The organism is Citrobacter sp. RHBSTW-00881, from assembly GCF_013728515.1.
In the GTDB taxonomy this organism is placed as follows: Bacteria; Pseudomonadota; Gammaproteobacteria; order Enterobacterales; family Enterobacteriaceae; genus Citrobacter; species Citrobacter braakii.
Window position 1 is genome coordinate 5151587 of the sequence record NZ_CP056269.1, and the last position, 18259, is coordinate 5169845.

The 18259-nt window shown below is 53.3% G+C and carries 16 protein-coding genes; 5 read left to right on the forward strand and 11 right to left on the reverse strand.

From position 1 onward, the window contains the following. Positions 1 to 24 precede the first annotated feature (24 nt). The 3 genes from rho to trxA form a co-directional block, all read right to left on the reverse strand. Positions 25 to 1284 (reverse strand): transcription termination factor Rho, encoded by a 1260-nt coding sequence (gene rho / locus HV311_RS24715; RefSeq protein WP_002437993.1) that lies wholly within the window; start codon positions 1282 to 1284, stop codon positions 25 to 27. Between the two features lie 87 nt (positions 1285 to 1371). Beyond that, a complete protein-coding gene (locus HV311_RS24720) occupies positions 1372 to 1491 on the reverse strand; it encodes a rho operon leader peptide (protein ID WP_191221221.1) in 120 nt (39 codons plus the stop codon). Positions 1492 to 1621: 130 nt separating this feature from the next. Continuing rightward, the gene (gene trxA, locus HV311_RS24725; RefSeq protein WP_001280776.1) at positions 1622 to 1951 is read right to left on the reverse strand and encodes a thioredoxin TrxA; all 330 of its coding nucleotides are present in this window, start codon (positions 1949 to 1951) and stop codon (positions 1622 to 1624) included. A gap of 143 nt (positions 1952 to 2094) precedes the next feature. On the opposite strand from trxA, the gene rhlB reads away from it, so the two are divergent. Both rhlB and gppA read left to right on the forward strand, forming a co-directional pair. Next, positions 2095 to 3363, forward strand: a complete 1269-nt coding sequence (gene rhlB / locus HV311_RS24730) for an ATP-dependent RNA helicase RhlB (RefSeq protein WP_003829013.1) — start codon at positions 2095 to 2097, stop codon at positions 3361 to 3363. 8 nt (positions 3364 to 3371) lie between these two features. Then, positions 3372 to 4856 (forward strand): guanosine-5'-triphosphate,3'-diphosphate diphosphatase, encoded by a 1485-nt coding sequence (gene gppA, locus HV311_RS24735; protein ID WP_191220572.1) that lies wholly within the window; start codon positions 3372 to 3374, stop codon positions 4854 to 4856. Between the two features lie 47 nt (positions 4857 to 4903). Here the strand turns inward: gppA and rep are convergent, their stop codons facing one another. Then, positions 4904 to 6925: a DNA helicase Rep gene (gene rep, locus HV311_RS24740; protein WP_181546981.1), complete on the reverse strand. Its 2022-nt coding sequence runs from the start codon at positions 6923 to 6925 to the stop codon at positions 4904 to 4906. 145 nt (positions 6926 to 7070) lie between these two features. Between rep and ppiC the strand changes: the two genes are divergently transcribed. Then, positions 7071 to 7352 (forward strand): peptidylprolyl isomerase PpiC, encoded by a 282-nt coding sequence (gene ppiC, locus HV311_RS24745; protein WP_191220573.1) that lies wholly within the window; start codon positions 7071 to 7073, stop codon positions 7350 to 7352. A 54-nt stretch (positions 7353 to 7406) separates the two neighbouring features. Here ppiC and ilvC read toward each other — a convergent pair whose 3' ends face one another. Beyond that, the gene (ilvC, locus tag HV311_RS24750) at positions 7407 to 8882 is read right to left on the reverse strand and encodes a ketol-acid reductoisomerase (protein ID WP_003844614.1); all 1476 of its coding nucleotides are present in this window, start codon (positions 8880 to 8882) and stop codon (positions 7407 to 7409) included. A gap of 152 nt (positions 8883 to 9034) precedes the next feature. Here ilvC and ilvY point away from each other — a divergent pair, with 152 nt between their 5' ends. After that, positions 9035 to 9937 (forward strand): HTH-type transcriptional activator IlvY, encoded by a 903-nt coding sequence (ilvY, locus tag HV311_RS24755; protein WP_016155102.1) that lies wholly within the window; start codon positions 9035 to 9037, stop codon positions 9935 to 9937. A gap of 175 nt (positions 9938 to 10112) precedes the next feature. After that, complete coding sequence (fabV, locus tag HV311_RS24760) at positions 10113 to 11306, forward strand: enoyl-ACP reductase FabV (RefSeq protein WP_016155101.1); 1194 nt, start codon at positions 10113 to 10115, stop codon at positions 11304 to 11306. A 63-nt stretch (positions 11307 to 11369) separates the two neighbouring features. Here fabV and ilvA read toward each other — a convergent pair whose 3' ends face one another. From ilvA to ilvL, 6 genes are all read right to left on the reverse strand, one after another. Continuing rightward, positions 11370 to 12914 (reverse strand): threonine ammonia-lyase, biosynthetic, encoded by a 1545-nt coding sequence (ilvA, locus tag HV311_RS24765; protein WP_016157833.1) that lies wholly within the window; start codon positions 12912 to 12914, stop codon positions 11370 to 11372. Between the two features lie 5 nt (positions 12915 to 12919). Next, a complete protein-coding gene (ilvD, locus tag HV311_RS24770) occupies positions 12920 to 14770 on the reverse strand; it encodes a dihydroxy-acid dehydratase (protein ID WP_191220574.1) in 1851 nt (616 codons plus the stop codon). Positions 14771 to 14927: 157 nt separating this feature from the next. Continuing rightward, positions 14928 to 15857, reverse strand: a complete 930-nt coding sequence (locus tag HV311_RS24775) for a branched-chain amino acid transaminase (protein ID WP_003829030.1) — start codon at positions 15855 to 15857, stop codon at positions 14928 to 14930. Between the two features lie 17 nt (positions 15858 to 15874). Further along, entirely contained in the window at positions 15875 to 16138 is a 264-nt protein-coding gene (gene ilvM / locus HV311_RS24780) for an acetolactate synthase 2 small subunit (protein WP_003018017.1), read from the reverse strand. After that, the gene (ilvG, locus tag HV311_RS24785) at positions 16135 to 17781 is read right to left on the reverse strand and encodes an acetolactate synthase 2 catalytic subunit (RefSeq protein ID WP_016157831.1); all 1647 of its coding nucleotides are present in this window, start codon (positions 17779 to 17781) and stop codon (positions 16135 to 16137) included. The genes ilvM and ilvG overlap by 4 nt, the downstream gene beginning before the upstream one ends. A gap of 139 nt (positions 17782 to 17920) precedes the next feature. Continuing rightward, positions 17921 to 18019, reverse strand: a complete 99-nt coding sequence (ilvL, locus tag HV311_RS24790) for an ilv operon leader peptide (protein WP_001311244.1) — start codon at positions 18017 to 18019, stop codon at positions 17921 to 17923. Between the last annotated feature and the right edge of the window lie 240 nt (positions 18020 to 18259).

Here is an 18259-nt window from a genome sequence, read left to right on the forward strand (position 1 = left end):
TGGCGTTTTCGGATGAGACCTGAATTACGAACGTTTCATCATGTCGAAGAAGTCGTCGTTAGTCTTGGTCATCGCCAGCTTGTTAATGAGGAATTCCATGGCATCAATTTCACCCATCGGATGGATGATTTTGCGCAGGATCCACATTTTCTGCAGCTCTTCCTGAGTGGTGAGCAGCTCTTCTTTACGGGTACCGGAACGGTTGTAGTCGATAGCCGGGAAGACGCGTTTTTCAGCAATCTTACGAGAGAGATGCAGTTCCATGTTGCCGGTACCTTTAAACTCTTCGTAGATAACTTCATCCATTTTAGAGCCGGTATCGATCAGCGCAGTTGCGATGATGGTCAGGCTACCGCCCTCTTCCACGTTACGCGCCGCACCGAAGAAACGCTTCGGACGATGCAAGGCATTGGCATCAACACCACCGGTCAGAACTTTACCGGAAGCCGGAACCACGGTGTTGTAAGCACGCGCCAGACGGGTAATGGAATCGAGCAGAATGATAACGTCTTTCTTGTGTTCAACCAGACGTTTCGCCTTCTCGATAACCATTTCCGCAACCTGAACGTGGCGGGAGGCTGGTTCGTCAAAGGTAGACGCAACCACTTCACCTTTCACCAGACGCTGCATCTCGGTAACTTCTTCCGGACGTTCGTCAATCAGCAGCACCATCAGCACGCAGTCCGGATGGTTGTAAGCAATGCTCTGCGCGATGTTCTGCAGCAGCATGGTTTTACCTGCTTTCGGCGGAGCAACAATCAGACCACGTTGGCCACGACCGATCGGTGATGCCAAATCCAGTACACGCGCCGTTAAGTCTTCAGTAGAACCGTTACCACGTTCCATACGCAGACGAGAGTTTGCGTGCAGCGGAGTTAAGTTCTCAAAGAGGATTTTGTTACGGGCATTTTCTGGTTTGTCGTAGTTAACTTCGTTAACTTTCAACAGCGCAAAGTAGCGTTCACCTTCTTTCGGCGGGCGAATCTTACCAGAGATGGTATCACCAGTGCGGAGGTTGAAACGGCGGATTTGGCTGGGAGAAACGTAGATGTCATCAGGACCGGCGAGGTAGGAGCTGTCTGCAGAGCGGAGGAAACCAAATCCATCCTGCAATATCTCCAGCACACCGTCACCAAAGATATCTTCGCCACTCTTTGCGTGCTGCTTCAGGATGGCAAAAATAATGTCCTGCTTGCGCATACGAGCCAGGTTTTCAAGGCCCATATTTTCGCCGAGAGTGATCAGCTCAGAAACCGGCGTATTCTTTAATTCGGTAAGATTCATAATGGTGTGAGTTCTTAAACTTGGGGTAAATCTCGAACTTAATGTTGTGAATGGTATGGCAGGGTCATCCATGCCTGTTTACGGCCATCAACTCATGTCTGTTCGCTGTCTGGTCACAGGAAAGTACGCAGAACTGAAACGACAAGACGGATTGAATGACAAGCCAGGAATCTGTCCACTTCTCGCGCGAGAAACAACGGGAAGTATTGGATATAACTAGATTCAAACTTAATAAGGTATGTTTAATACGAAGTCAACACTAACTTAGCACGACTCAAGTCGGGCGTCCAGTCATCCGAATCATTTCGAAGTATGGTCGCCCGATCATGAGACTTCCTTACGCTAAATTAGCGTCGAGGAATTCTTTCAACTGACCTTTGGATAGTGCGCCGACTTTAGTCGCCGCAACTTCGCCGTTTTTAAACAGCAGCAGGGTCGGGATGCCACGGATACCATACTTCGGCGCGGTGCCTGGGTTTTGGTCAATGTTCAGTTTAGCAACCGTCAATTTGCCCTGATATTCGTCAGCGATTTCATCCAGAATTGGAGCGATCATTTTGCACGGACCGCACCACTCTGCCCAGAAATCAACGAGGATAGCTCCGTCCGCTTTGAGTACATCCGTGTCAAAACTGTCGTCAGTCAGGTGAATAATTTTATCGCTCATATTAACTCCACAGGAATAAGCCTGGTGCGTTGGTGTACTCTTAATCAACGACGTGTTGATGTAGCATTAACCAACTAAAGGTTGACTTTATTTCACCGGATACGCTTTCGTAAAGCAATAGTAAGCTGATATTCTACCACACTATGAGCAAAACACATTTAACAGAACAGAAGTTTTCCGACTTCGCCCTGCACCCAAAGGTGATAGAAGCCCTTGAAAATAAAGGCTTTCATAACTGCACGCCCATTCAGGCCCTCGCGCTGCCGCTAACGCTGGCAGGTCGTGATGTTGCAGGGCAGGCGCAAACCGGTACCGGAAAAACGATGGCGTTCCTGACGTCAACGTTTCATTATCTTCTCTCTCATCCCGCGATTGCCGATCGCAAGGTGAACCAACCGCGTGCGTTAATTATGGCGCCAACGCGTGAGTTAGCCGTGCAGATCCACGCTGACGCCGAGCCGCTGGCACAGACCACCGGTTTGAAATTAGGCCTGGCTTATGGCGGCGACGGTTATGACAAACAGCTGAAAGTGCTGGAAAGCGGCGTCGATATTCTTATCGGCACGACCGGTCGTCTCATCGACTATGCAAAACAGAACCACATTAACCTGGGCGCGATTCAGGTCGTGGTGCTGGATGAAGCCGATCGTATGTACGATCTGGGCTTTATCAAAGATATCCGTTGGCTGTTCCGTCGTATGCCGCCAACCACCCAACGTCTGAACATGCTGTTTTCTGCAACCCTCTCTTACCGCGTTCGCGAACTGGCGTTCGAACAGATGAATAACGCCGAGTACGTTGAAGTCGAACCGGAACAGAAGACAGGTCACCGTATTAAAGAAGAGCTCTTCTATCCTTCCAACGAAGAGAAAATGCGTTTGCTGCAAACGCTGATTGAAGAAGAGTGGCCAGATCGCGCCATCGTCTTTGCTAACACCAAGCATCGTTGTGAAGATATCTGGGGTAGTCTTGCCGCTGACGGTCATCGCGTCGGTCTGCTGACCGGTGACGTGGCGCAGAAAAAACGTCTGCGTATCCTTGATGAGTTCACCCGTGGCGATCTCGACATTCTCGTTGCGACGGATGTCGCCGCGCGTGGTCTGCATATCCCAGCCGTAACGCACGTATTTAACTATGACCTGCCGGATGACTGTGAAGATTACGTTCACCGTATCGGTCGTACCGGTCGCGCCGGAGCAAGCGGTCACTCTATCAGCCTGGCCTGTGAAGAATACGCGCTGAATTTACCAGCAATCGAGACCTATATCGGTCACTCGATCCCGGTCAGCAAGTACAACCCGGATGCGCTGATGACCGATCTGCCGAAGCCGTTACGCTTAACGCGTCCGCGCACAGGCAATGGCCCACGCCGTACCGGTGGTGCTCCGCGTAATCGTCGTCGTTCAGGTTAACGTTAGATATGCTCACAACCACTTCGCTGTACGCCGCAATTGATTTAGGCTCGAATAGTTTTCATATGCTGGTTGTACGCGAGGTGGCGGGAAGCATTCAGACGCTCACGCGTATTAAACGCAAGGTGCGTCTGGCCGCTGGCCTCAACAGCGACAACGTTCTTTCCGCTGAAGCTATGGAGCGCGGCTGGCAATGCCTGCGCCTGTTTGCTGAACGTCTGCAGGATATCCCTCAGCCGCAAATCCGCGTGGTCGCCACGGCAACATTACGCATCGCGGTAAACGCCGATGAGTTTATCGCCAAAGCGCAAGAGATCCTCGGCTGTCCTGTCCAGGTCATCAGCGGTGAAGAAGAAGCGCGGCTGATTTATCAAGGTGTTGCCCACACCACCGGCGGCGCCGATCAGCGTCTGGTCGTTGATATTGGCGGAGCCAGCACTGAACTGGTTACCGGCTCCGGCGCGCAAACCACCTCTCTGTTCAGCCTGTCAATGGGCTGCGTCACCTGGCTCGAAAGGTATTTCACCAATCGTAATCTGGCACAGGAAAACTTTGACGAAGCAGAGAAAGCGGCTCGCGAAGTTCTGCGCCCGGTCGCCGACAAACTGCGTTTTCATGGCTGGAAAGTTTGCGTTGGCGCCTCTGGCACCGTCCAGGCGTTACAGGAAATCATGATGGCGCAAGGCATGGATGAGCGCATTACGTTGGCCAAGCTTCAGCAGCTTAAACAGCGCGCCATTCATTGTGGTCGTCTGGAAGAACTGGAAATAGAAGGGTTAACGCTCGAACGCGCACTGGTTTTTCCCAGCGGACTGGCCATTCTGATCGCCATTTTCACCGAACTGAATATTCAATGCATGACTCTGGCCGGCGGCGCACTACGCGAAGGTATGGTCTACGGCATGCTGCACTTGCCGGTTGATCAGGACATTCGCAGCCGTACGCTGCGTAATATTCAGCGTCGATTTATGGTCGACACCGATCAGGCGAATCGCGTCACGCAATTGGCTGTACATTTACTCGAACAGGTTAAAGATGAGTGGCATCTTGGAGCCATTAGTCGTGAACTGCTGCAAAGTGCCTGTCAGTTGCATGAAATAGGACTGAGCGTAGAGTATAAGCAGGCGCCGCTGCATGCCGCCTGGCTGGTACGTAATCTCGATCTCCCGGGCTTTACTCCCGCGCAGAAAAAACTGTTAGCCACGCTGTTGCTCAACCAAACTAATCCGGTCGATCTCTCTTCACTCCACCAGCAAAACGCTGTGCCACCACGCATCGCAGAGCACCTTTGCCGTTTGCTACGCCTGGCGATCATTTTCGCCGCTCGCCGTCGCGACGATTTAGTGCCACATATCACCCTGCAAGCTCAGGATGAGAATCTGACGTTAACGCTACCGGAAGGCTGGCTGGAACATCATCCATTAGGTACAGAGTTAATCGATCAGGAAATACAGTGGCAAAGCTATGTCCACTGGCCGCTGGAAGTGCATTAGATGCTGGCTGCCGGATAGCGCTTACGCTTATCCGGCCTACAAAATACCTATTTCTCTTTGGCTTTCGCCATCATTGCCCGAATGTTAGCAATGCTGGCCTGCCCTTTTTGCATCCGCTCCTCGGCACTCACCACTTTACGCTCCTGTTCCCAGATAACGTCATCTTGTGGTAGTTCCAACAGGAAACGGCTCGGTTCAGGTCGTACCAGTTCACCGTACTGACGGCGCTCTTTACACAGCGTGAAGATAAGTTCTTTCTGCGCACGTGTAATCCCGACGTAAGCCAGACGACGCTCTTCGTCGATGTTATCTTCATCGATGCTGCTCTGGTGCGGCAAAAATCCTTCTTCCATTCCCACCATAAATACGTACGGGAACTCCAGTCCTTTTGAAGCATGCAGCGTCATCAACTGCACCTGATCCAACTCCTCTTCGCTCTCTCCGCGCTCCATCATGTCGCGCAGGGTAAAGCGGGTTACGACCTGAGTCAGGGTCATTGGCTCTTCCAGCTCACTACCTTCCAGCATCTCCGTCATCCAGCTGAACAGCGTGTTGACGTTTTTCATACGCATTTCGGCCGCTTTCGGGCTCGGCGAGGTTTCATACAGCCAGGATTCGTAATCAATGCCGTGGATCAGATCGCGTACGGCGGCAACCGGCTCGCGCTCCGCCAGACGTTGAATTTCACCCAGCCAGTGCGTAAAGCGGGTCAGAGAATCATATCCACGCCCGGTTAGCATCTGGCTAAGTCCCATATCAAAGCTGGCGGTAAACAGGCTTTTATTACGCGTCATCGCCCATTCCCCCAACTTTTGCAGCGTGGCCGGACCGATTTCACGCTTTGGCGTATTTACGATGCGCAAAAATGCACTGTCATCATCCGGGTTGCTGAGCACGCGCAGATAGGCCAGCAGATCTTTAATCTCCGGACGTGAGAAGAACGACGTCCCGCCGGAAATTTTGTACGGGATGCGGTTTTGCATCAGAAACTTTTCGAACACTCGCGACTGATGATTACCGCGATACAGGATGGCGTAGTCTTTATACTGCGTCTTGTTCACAAAGTGATGGGCAATCAGTTCCCCGGTCACGCGTTCCGCTTCGTGCTCTTCATTATTCGCACTCAACACCTTCAGCTCAGCGCCGTAGCCCAGCTCAGAAAAGAGCCGTTTTTCAAAGACGTGTGGGTTGTTAGCAATAAGGATGTTCGCCGCCTTCAGGATACGCCCTGATGAGCGATAGTTTTGCTCCAGCTTCACCACCTGCAGCGCCGGAAAATCTTTGCTTAACAGTACCAGGTTCTGCGGACGTGCACCGCGCCAGGAGTAGATCGACTGATCGTCATCACCCACGACGGTAAAGCGCGCGCGTTTCCCCACCAGCAACTTCACCAACTCGTACTGGCTGGTGTTGGTATCCTGATATTCATCCACCAGCAGGTAGCGGATTCGGTTTTGCCAACGCTCACGTACTTCTTCATTGCGCTGCAACAGCAGCGTGGGGAGCAGGATCAGATCGTCAAAATCGAGGACGTTACACGCCTTCATATGCGCGTCATACAGACCATAGCAGTGGGCAAAAATACGATCGCGTTCACCCTTTGCACTGGCTGCCGCCTGCGCTGGGGTCATCAGATCGTTTTTCCAGTTGGAGATCGTTGAAATCAACTGTTGAAGGATAAGTTTATCGTCTTCAATTAGCCCTTCGGTCAATTCCTTAAGCAGGGCCACCTGGTCAGTATCATCAAATAACGAGAAGTTCGACTTCATCCCTAGCGCTGCGTATTCACGCTTAATGACATCCAGTCCCAGAGTGTGGAAAGTAGAGATCATCAACCCGCGCGCTTCTTTACGACCCAACGTTTGCGCCACACGCTCTTTCATCTCGCGCGCAGCCTTATTGGTAAAGGTTACTGCCGCAATATGTCGTGCCTGATAGCCACATTCACGGATCAGATGTGCGATTTTGTTAGTGATAACACGCGTCTTACCGGAACCCGCTCCCGCCAGCACCAGGCAAGGTCCGGTGACGAATTCGACGGCTTGTTGTTGTCCGGGGTTCAAACGCATAGAGGATTGCTCAATCTGTAAACACGGGGATGTGGATTGTAGCAGAAAGTGACGCCAGGGGGATCGGTCATAGCCCATCGCCGAAGACCATGGATTACATGCTACTATTGCGCCCTGATTTATCACTCAACTCAGAGCACAAACCATGGCAAAAACAGCATCAGCAGTGCATATCCTTGTTAAAGAAGAGAAACTGGCTCTCGATCTTCTGGAACAAATCAAAAATGGCGCCGATTTTGGTAAACTGGCGAAGAAACACTCTATCTGCCCGTCGGGCAAACGCGGCGGCGATTTAGGCGAATTCCGTCAGGGCCAGATGGTTCCGGCGTTTGATAAAGTGGTGTTCTCCTGCCCGGTGCTGGAGCCAACCGTCCCACTGCACACTCAGTTCGGTTACCACATCATTAAAGTGCTGTACCGTAACTAATAGAAAGCCCGGTGTGTTAAAACACCGGGCTTTTTTTTGCCAAATTGCAGCCTCTTAGCCAGCTACAGCAATGCGTTTCATATCAGTCATATAGCCACGCAATTTCTGGCCCACTTTCTCGATAGCATGGCTGCGAATAGCATCGTTTACGTCGCGCAGCTGCGCGTTGTCTACCGCACCTTCGGCAATCGCTTTGCCCAGATCCCCGGTTTGCAGGGTGGTCATGAACTCTTTCAGCAGCGGTACGCATGCGTAAGAGAACAGGTAGTTACCGTATTCTGCGGTATCGGAAATGACAACGTTCATTTCGTACAGGCGCTTACGGGCGATGGTGTTCGCGATCAGCGGCAGTTCGTGCAGTGATTCGTAGTAAGCAGACTCTTCGATGATGCCGGAATCCACCATGGTTTCAAACGCCAGCTCAACGCCAGCCTTCACCATCGCGATCATCAGCACGCCTTTATCGAAGTACTCCTGCTCGCCAATTTTACCTTCAAACTGCGGCGCGGTTTCGAACGCGGTTTTGCCGGTCTCTTCACGCCAGGTCAGCAGTTTCTTATCGTCGTTGGCCCAGTCAGCCATCATGCCTGAAGAGAATTCGCCGGAGATGATGTCATCCATGTGTTTCTGGAACAGCGGCGCCATGATCTCTTTCAGCTGTTCGGACAGCGCATAAGCACGCAGTTTCGCTGGGTTAGACAGACGATCCATCATCAGGGTGATACCGCCCTGCTTCAGCGCTTCGGTGATGGTTTCCCAGCCGAACTGAATCAGTTTTTCGGCGTAAGCCGGGTCAGTACCTTCTTCCACCAGCTTGTCGAAGCACAGCAGAGAGCCTGCCTGCAGCATACCGCACAGAATTGTCTGCTCGCCCATCAGGTCAGATTTCACTTCCGCAACGAAGGACGATTCCAGCACGCCTGCACGGTGACCGCCAGTGGCCGCAGCCCATGCTTTGGCAATCGCCATGCCTTCGCCTTTCGGATCGTTTTCCGGGTGAACGGCGATCAGGGTTGGAACACCAAAACCACGTTTGTACTCTTCACGCACTTCGGTACCCGGACACTTCGGCGCAACCATCACCACAGTGATATCTTTACGGATCTGCTCGCCCACTTCGACGATGTTGAAACCGTGGGAGTAGCCCAGCGCCGCGCCATCTTTCATCAGCGGCTGTACGGAACGTACAACGTCGGAGTGCTGTTTGTCCGGCGTCAGGTTAACCACCAGATCCGCCTGCGGGATCAGCTCTTCGTAGGTACCTACTTTGAAGCCATTTTCGGTCGCTTTGCGCCACGAAGCGCGCTTCTCAGCAATCGCTTCTTTACGCAGGGCGTAGGAGATATCCAGACCGGAGTCGCGCATGTTCAGGCCTTGGTTCAGCCCCTGAGCACCGCACCCGACGATGACCACTTTTTTACCCTGAAGGTAGCTTGCGCCATCGGCGAATTCGTCGCGCCCCATAAAGCGACATTTGCCCAGCTGCGCCAGCTGCTGACGCAGGTTCAGTGTATTAAAGTAGTTAGCCATGGTGATACCTCGTGATGTTGTACTGTCTTATTGTTCGGTTCGCGTTTCAGCGAGAATGAACCCACATTACAACAGGAAATTTATTGCGGAAATTGATATATTCACAACATCACATTGCAATATCTGCAACGTAGAAAATCGGAGGCTCGTCCGTGGATTTACGCGATCTGAAAATGTTCCTGCATCTGGCGGAAAGCCGCCACTTTGGCCGCAGTGCGCGGGCGATGCACGTCAGCCCCTCCACACTCTCACGCCAGATCCAACGGCTGGAAGAAGATCTCGGCCAGGCGCTGTTTGTGCGCGATAACCGTACGGTCACGCTGACCGAAGCAGGCGAAGAGCTGCGAGTGTTTGCCCAGCAGACGCTGTTGCAGTATCAACAATTGCGCCACACCCTCGATCAGCAGGGACCGTCGTTGTCGGGCGAGCTGCATATCTTCTGCTCGGTTACCGCCGCCTACAGCCACCTGCCGCCAATTCTCGACCGCTTTCGCGCCGAGCACCCCTCGGTTGAAATTAAGCTCACCACCGGCGATGCCGCTGACGCAATGGACAAAGTGGTCACCGGAGAGGCCGATCTGGCAATAGCAGGTAAGCCGGAGACGCTGCCCGGCGCAGTAGCATTCTCGATGCTGGAGAATTTAACGGTAGTGTTGATCGCACCAGCATTGCCTTGCCCGGTGCGCAACCAAGTTTCGGTCGATAAGCCGGACTGGTCGACGGTGCCGTTTATCATGGCCGACCAGGGGCCGGTACGCCGCCGCATCGAGTTGTGGTTCCGCCGTCACAAAATCAGCAACCCATCGATTTACGCCACGGTCGGGGGGCACGAAGCGATGGTCTCGATGGTGGCGCTGGGCTGCGGCGTGGCTCTGCTGCCGGAAGTGGTGCTGGAAAACAGCCCGGAGCCGGTACGGAATCGCGTGATGATTTTAGAACGCAGCGACGAAAAAACACCGTTCGAGCTGGGCGTCTGCGCGCCGAAAAAACGGCTGCATGAGCCGCTCATAGACGCGTTCTGGAAGATTGTTCTGGAGCGCAAATCCGCCGAGTAGCACCAGCGTCAGGCCTAAAATCAGTGGTAGATTCAGTATTGGCGCTCCTTTTCTGTATAATGTCCCGTGCCATAATAGATGTGGGGGGCTTGTTAACCATCACGTTTAGCAAGCCAGAACAGACGGTGTCATTGCGCACTTGACAGCGAAAATACAAACTTAATTAGCCATCATTATGATAATCAAACCAAAAATTCGTGGATTCATCTGTACAACGACCCATCCGACTGGCTGCAAAGTCAATGTGGAAAAACAGATCGATTATGTGAAGAAAAACGGGAAAATCGCTAACGGCCCTTCCCGCGTGCTGGTCATCGGTGCTTCCACCGGTTACGGCCTTGCTTCCAGAATTTCCGCCGCGTTTGGCAGCGGAGCCGCCACTATCGGCGTATTTTTCGAAAAACCAGGCACGGAAACCAAGCCAGGTTCCGCGGGCTGGTATAACTCTGCAGCCTTCGATGAGGCCGCAAAACGTGAAGGTCTGTATTCCAAAAGTATCAATGGCGACGCGTTCTCCGACGAGTGTCGCGACGAAGTTATCAAACTGATCAAAGAAGACCTGGGTCAGATTGACCTGGTGGTTTATTCACTGGCATCTCCGGTACGTAAAATGCCGAAAACCGGTGAAATCGTCCGTTCTGCTCTGAAGCCAATCGGTGAGGTTTATACCTCTAAAGCGATCGATACCAACAAAGATCAGATCATAACCGCCAGCATTGAACCGGCAACCGAAGAAGAAGTTCAGAACACTGTCACCGTTATGGGCGGCGAAGACTGGGAACTGTGGATGGGCGCGCTGAGCGAAGCAGGCGTGCTGGCTGACGGCGTGAAAACCGTTGCCTACTCCTACATCGGTACTGACCTGACCTGGCCAATCTACTGGCACGGCGCGCTGGGCAAAGCAAAAGAAGATCTCGACCGCGCGGCAGGCGCGCTGCGTAATCAACTGGCTCCGCTGAACGGTTCCGCTAACGTTGCTGTACTGAAATCCGTTATCACGCAGGCCTCTTCTGCGATTCCGGTGATGCCGCTGTACATCTCCATGGTCTTCAAGCTGATGAAAGAACAGGGCATTCATGAAGGCTGCATCGAACAGATCAACCGTCTGATGACTACCAGCCTGTACGGCGATAAAGTGGCGCTTGATGACAACCAGCGTATCCGTATGGATGACTGGGAACTGCGTGAGGACATTCAGCAGGCATGCCGCGATCTGTGGCCGCTGATCACCACCGAAAACCTGGCGCAAAAAACGGACTATGCAGGATATAAGCAGGAATTCCTGAATCTGTTCGGTTTTGGTCTCGACGAAGTGGATTACGATGCGGATGTAAACACCGAAGTCGAATTCGAAGTCATCACGCTGTAATCTGCTGATACAGTTGCAAAAAGGGTTCATGGTTTTACATGAACCCTTTTTTAATGGCTGCTGCTAACCCGCCAGGAAGAACCTGAACGCCGGGTTATGCGTTTCATCATGACAGTCATAACCCAGTTCGTTCAGTCGCGTTTCGAAATCAGGTTCGTGCTCACCCAACTCAAACGCCGCCAGTACGCGACCATAATCGGTTCCGTGACTACGATAGTGGAACAACGAAATATTCCAGTGCGTCCCCAGGGTATGCAGGAATTTGAGCAACGCCCCCGGAGATTCCGGGAATTCGAAGCTGTACAGCCGCTCCTGCAAGGGTTTCGACGGGCGCCCACCGACCATGTAGCGCACGTGCAGCTTCGCCATTTCGTCGTCGGACAAATCCACCACGCTGTAGCCACCCTCGTTAAGCAACTGGAGGATTTCCTTACGCTCTTCCAGCCCACGGCTCAGACGGACGCCAACAAAAATACAGGCGTCTTTCGCATCAGCAAATCGGTAGTTAAACTCGGTAACCGAGCGTCCTCCCAACAGCTGGCAAAACTTCAGGAAGCTGCCCTTTTCTTCCGGAATAGTTACTGCCAGCAACGCTTCGCGCTGTTCGCCCAGCTCGCAACGTTCGGAAACATAACGTAGGCCATGGAAGTTAACGTTAGCGCCGGAAAGGATATGCGCCAGACGTTCGCCGCGAATGTTGTGCTGGGCAATGTACTTTTTCATCCCCGCCAGCGCCAGCGCACCGGATGGTTCCGCCACCGCGCGCACATCCTCGAACAGATCTTTCATTGCCGCACAGATAGCGTCGCTATCGACAGTGATGATGTCGTCGAGATACTCCTGGCACAAACGGAAGGTTTCGTCGCCGATACGTTTCACCGCCACGCCTTCAGCAAAGAGGCCAACACGCGGAAGATCGACCGGTTGACCGGCATCCAGCGCCGCTTTCAGGCAGGCTGAGTCTTCAGCTTCAACGGCAATCACTTTGATCTGCGGCATCAGTTGTTTGATCAGCACCGCCACGCCTGCCGCTAATCCGCCACCGCCCACCGGCACGAATACACGATCAAGGTGGGCATCCTGCTGCAATAACTCCAGTGCCAGCGTGCCCTGCCCGGCAATCACCATCGGATGGTCGAACGGAGGAACCCAGGTAAAACCCTGCTGCTGCGACAGCTCAATCGCTTTGGCTTTGGCTTCATCAAAATTCGCGCCGTGTAGCAGTACTTCACCACCGAAACCGCGAACGGCATCGACTTTGATATCGGCGGTAGCCGTAGGCATGACAATCAGCGCCTTCACGCCTAATCGCGCAGAAGAGAAAGCTACGCCCTGAGCATGATTACCTGCCGATGCGGTGATTACGCCATGCGCTTTTTGCTCTTCGGTCAGACCGGCCATCATGGCATAGGCACCGCGCAGCTTGAAGCTGTGAACGGGTTGACGGTCTTCGCGCTTCACCAGAATCACGTTATCGAGGCGCGAAGAGAGTTTTTCCATTTTTTGTAGCGGTGTGACCTGCGCCGCTTCGTATACCGGCGCACGCAGCACTGCTCTGAGATACTCGGCGCCTTCTGGAGCGCCGGAGAGGGGTTGAGAATCCGCCATGGTCATTATCCCCCTAGTTTCGACTTATCGCGCACCGCACCTTTGTCGGCGCTGGTTGCCAGGCTGGCGTAAGCGCGCAGCGCAAAGGAGACCTGACGCTGACGATCTTTTGGCGTCCAGGCTTTGTCACCACGAGCTTCTTGCGCTTCACGGCGCGCAGCGATTTCCGCATCGCTCAGTTGCAGTTGAATGCCTCGATTCGGGATATCGATAGCAATCATGTCGCCATCTTCGATAATTGCGATATTACCGCCGCTGGCCGCTTCAGGAGAAACGTGACCAATGGAAAGCCCCGAAGTACCGCCAGAGAAACGACCGTCGGTAATCAGCGCGCAGGCCTTACCGAGACCCATCGATTTCAGGAAGGTGGTTGGGTAGAGCATTTCCTGCATGCCTGGCCCGCCCTTCGGCCCTTCGTAGCGAATCACCACCACGTCGCCGGCAACCACTTTACCGCCGAGGATAGCTTCAACCGCATCGTCCTGGCTTTCATACACTTTTGCCGGGCCGGTGAATTTCAGGATGCTGTCATCCACACCAGCAGTTTTTACGATACAGCCGTTTTCCGCGAAGTTACCGTACAGGACTGCCAGGCCGCCGTCTTTGCTGTAAGCATGTTCCAACGAGCGAATGCAACCTTCTGCGCGGTCATCATCCAGGGTGTCCCAACGACAATCCTGCGAGAACGCCTGGGTGGTACGGATGCCAGCCGGACCTGCGCGGAACATTTTTTTCACCGCGTCGTCTTTGGTCAGCATAACGTCATAACTATCGAGCGTTTGCGGCAGAGTCAGCCCCAGCACGTTTTTCACGTCGCGGTTCAGTAGCCCGGCGCGATCCAGCTCACCTAAAATGCCCAGTACGCCGCCCGCGCGGTGCACGTCTTCCATATGGTATTTCTGCGTACTCGGCGCAACTTTACACAGCTGCGGGACTTTGCGGGACAACTTATCAATATCACTCATGGTGAAGTCGATTTCCGCTTCCTGCGCGGCCGCCAGCAGGTGCAGAACGGTGTTGGTGGAGCCGCCCATCGCGATATCCAGCGTCATGGCGTTCTCAAACGCCGCCTTGCTGGCAATGTTGCGCGGCAGGGCTGAAGCGTCATCCTGCTCGTAGTAGCGTTTGGTCAACTCGACTATGCGTTTACCTGCGCTGAGGAACAGCTCTTTACGGTCGGCATGAGTCGCCAACAGCGAACCGTTACCCGGCTGCGACAGACCCAGCGCTTCGGTCAGACAGTTCATCGAGTTGGCGGTGAACATCCCGGAGCACGAGCCGCAGGTCGGACAGGCCGAACGTTCAACCTGCTCGCTCTGCGAGTCGGAGACTTTCGGGTCTGCGCCCTGAATCATCGCATCAACCAGATCAAGCTTGATGATTTGGTCAGAGAGCTTGGTTTTCCCGGCTTCCATTGGGCCGCCGGAAACAAAGATCACCGGAATATTCAGCCGCAGAGAGGCCATTAACATCCCGGGGGTGATTTTATCGCAGTTAGAGATGCAGACCATCGCATCGGCGCAGTGGGCGTTAACCATATATTCCACTGAATCGGCGATCAGCTCACGCGACGGCAGTGAATAAAGCATGCCGCCATGACCCATGGCGATACCATCATCCACGGCGATGGTGTTGAACTCTTTCGCCACGCCGCCTGAGGCTTCGATTTGTTCGGCAACCAGCTTACCGAGATCGCGCAGGTGGACGTGGCCCGGCACAAACTGGGTAAAGGAGTTCACCACAGCGATAATCGGTTTACCGAAGTCATCATCGGTCATCCCGGTGGCGCGCCACAGTGCGCGGGCACCCGCCATATTGCGGCCGTGGGTGGTGGTAGCAGAACGATACTTAGGCATGCTTGATTAACTCCCGTCTGTCTTTCCCCTGTATATTTCACGCCGCAGCTGAGGGCTGCCTCGCTCCCCCCAGTCACCTACTAAAGTAAGCTCCTGGGGACTCGCTGCGTTGCCGTCTTCCTGCAACGTGAACTATTTTGGGGAAATATTAATTTTGTTATTGGTTTACTGAATCCAACCAGCCGTATTTATCTTCCGTTTCACCGGTGAAGAGGCCAAAGAAGGCCTGCTGGATGCGTTTGGTGACCGGACCGCAGCGGCCTTCGCCCACCTGAATACCATCGACGCTGCGTACTGGGGTGATTTCGGCCGCGGTACCGGACATGAACACTTCGTCGGCCAGGTACAGCGATTCACGAGACAGCACCTGCTCACGCACTTCGATATCGAGATCTTTCGCCAGCTTAATGATCGCGTCACGGGTGATACCCGGCAGCGCAGAAGAGGTAAACGGCGGGGTAAACAGAATGCCATCTTTTACTTCAAACAGGTTTTCGCCCGCGCCTTCGGAGATGTAGCCATTCACATCCAGCGCAATGCCTTCCTGGTAGCCATGACGACGCGCTTCACTACCCACCAGCAGCGAAGACAGATAGTTACCACCTGCTTTAGCAGCGGTAGGAATCGTGTTCGGCGCAACGCGGTTCCAGGAAGAAACCATCGCGTCGATCCCCTGCTCCAGCGCTTCAGCACCGAGGTAAGCCCCCCATGGGAACGCGGCGATTATCACATCAGTGGTGTATCCCGCAGGCGGGTTAACGCCCATCCCTACGTCGCCAACAAACACCAGCGGACGGATATAGGCGCTGGTCAGGTTGTTTTTACGAATCACCTCACGGCAAGCTTCCATCAGCTCATCAACGCTCTGAGAAACGGGAAAACGATAGATCTTGGCTGAATCACGCAGACGCTGCATATGTTCGCGATGACGGAACACTACCGGCCCTTTGTGAGAATCGTAGCAACGGATCCCTTCAAATACAGAAGTACCGTAGTGCAGCGCGTGGGACATCACGTGGACCTTCGCGTCTTCCCAACGAATCATCTCGCCATTAGACCAAATGTAATCAGCTTTTTTCGTCGTCATTTTTCTTCCTTTTGCGCTCAGGCGCGGATTTGTTGTGATGTGGTTGTGCTCTGGCAGATAGCAACATGTGCAACATCTACCAGTTTACTTAACTGACTAAACAGTAAGTCGACCGACCGGGGGCTGGCAACGGTCAATTCGATATTTATATTCTGCGCATCGCTGGCGGCTTCCATATTCATGGAGCACACCTGAAAACCACGATGGCGTACCACGCGTAAAACACGTTCTAACGTTTCCGGATTGAAACGAGCCTCAACGGCGACCTGATGTTGCATCATGATAATTTCTCCAGCATTTCTGAGTTACTGGCGCCAGGTGGCACCAGAGGCCAGACATTCTCAAGTTCGTCGATTGAGACATGAAGCAAGTATGGCCCCTCGCTGTTCAGCATGGTGTCGAGTGCCGCTTCAACCTGGTCTTTACGGGTGATGTGTTGACCAGGAATGCCGAAGGCTCTGGCCAACATGAGGAAATCGGGGTTATCGGTAAGGGTGGTTTCGCTATAACGTTCCTGGAAAAACAGCTGCTGCCATTGTCGCACCATGCCTAACCGCTGGTTGTCGAGTAAAACTATCTTCAGCGGCAACTGCTTGCGTTTTACGGTGCCCAATTCCTGTACATTCATCATGAAGGAACCGTCACCGGAGATACAGATTACCGTATCATTCGGGCGAGCAACCTGCGCGCCAACCGCTGCTGGCAGGCCAAAGCCCATCGTCCCCAGACCGCTCGACGTGATGAAGTTTTCAGGGCGAGTGTAGGTCATATGCTGTGCCGACCACATCTGATGCTGGCCAACATCCGTTGTCACTACGCTATCCGCAGGTTTGCGATCGGATAACTGCTTTAACAACAGTGGCGCATAGATAGCTTCCCCCGGATGGTCGTAGCGCCAGGTATGTTCTGCGCGCAGTTCAGCGCTGTGCTGACGCCATTCGTCAATCTTCATCAGTTGCTGTAATGCTGGCAGCAGAGAATTTAAATCACCCTGCAGCGCCACGTGTGCCTGGCGCAGTTTGTTCATTTCAGCTGGATCGATATCCATGTGGATTACGCTGGCGTTCGGTGCGAAGGTATTCAGCTTGCCAGTCACCCGGTCATCAAAACGTGCGCCAACCGCAATCAGTAAATCGCACTCTTGCACCGCGAAATTCGCGGCTTTAGTACCGTGCATTCCCAACATGCCCAAATAGTACGGGTAGTCAGCATCTACTGCGCCCAGACCTTTCAGCGTGCAGGCGACCGGCATTTGGGTTATCGCGATAAATTCACGCAGGGCCGGGACCGCCTGCGCCATACCTACGCCACCACCTACGTACAGGATGGGCTTTTGCGCCTGCGCCAGCATTTTACGTGCCTGCTCAACGTCAGCGTGCGGAAACGTCTCTACGTTTTCGACGGTCGTAAAATATGGCTCCAGCGTACCGCTGGCTAATTGGATGTCTTTCGGGATATCAACCAGAACTGGACCCGGACGACCGGAATTCGCCACGGCGAAAGCCTCAGCCATGATACGCGGCAGTTCTTCGAGTGACTGGACCAGGAAGCTGTGTTTGGTGCAGGACAGAGACATCCCCAGCACGTCCACTTCCTGGAACGCATCCGTTCCGATGAAAGGTGATGCCACCTGACCGGTGATCGCCACCACTGGAACAGAATCTAACAGCGCATCGGCAAGGCCCGTGATCAGGTTGGTTGCGCCTGGGCCGGAAGTAGCGATACAAACGCCGGTTTTACCGGTCGCGCGGGCATAGCCAATCGCCGCCATTGCCGCACCCTGCTCGTGTCGGCACAACAGGTGCTCTACGCCGCCGTCATACAACGCATCGTAAACCGGCATAATTGCGCCACCAGGATAACCAAAGACGGTTTGAACCCCTTGTGCACGCAACGCATGTACCACCCACTGTGCCCCATTCATAGTTACATCCCCGCCGTAAATCTTGAGAAACAGAATTTTATGCTACCGTTCACTTTCTGCTCCTCGTGTATGTTTTTAAGGTCAAAAAAAACCCCCGGACCTTTCGGTGCGGGGGTCTTAGTTCGTTAAGGCTTGTTTTCTAAGCCTTTCCTCGTCCAAGTGCAGCCCCGCACGGTGGGATAATAATCACCACCACGCTAATCACGACCAGGCTAATCACTCGTAGAAGGGCTGTCATTTTTGTATTTTCTTGCATCTTGTTCGAAGGAATACCTAAAGAGTTACCATAGAATTTGCAAATGACACAAGATATTTTTTTATTCGTTTTTCTGACGTCGTTAACGGTTTAGATAAATACCGTTGTTTTTTATACAAAAAAATCAAAAATGAAAATATTTCACGCTTCAGGCGATCCTCGGTAACCCGATCCCCAATACAAACACCATTCAAAAGCATTTGCGGGCGTCATTCCAAGCTT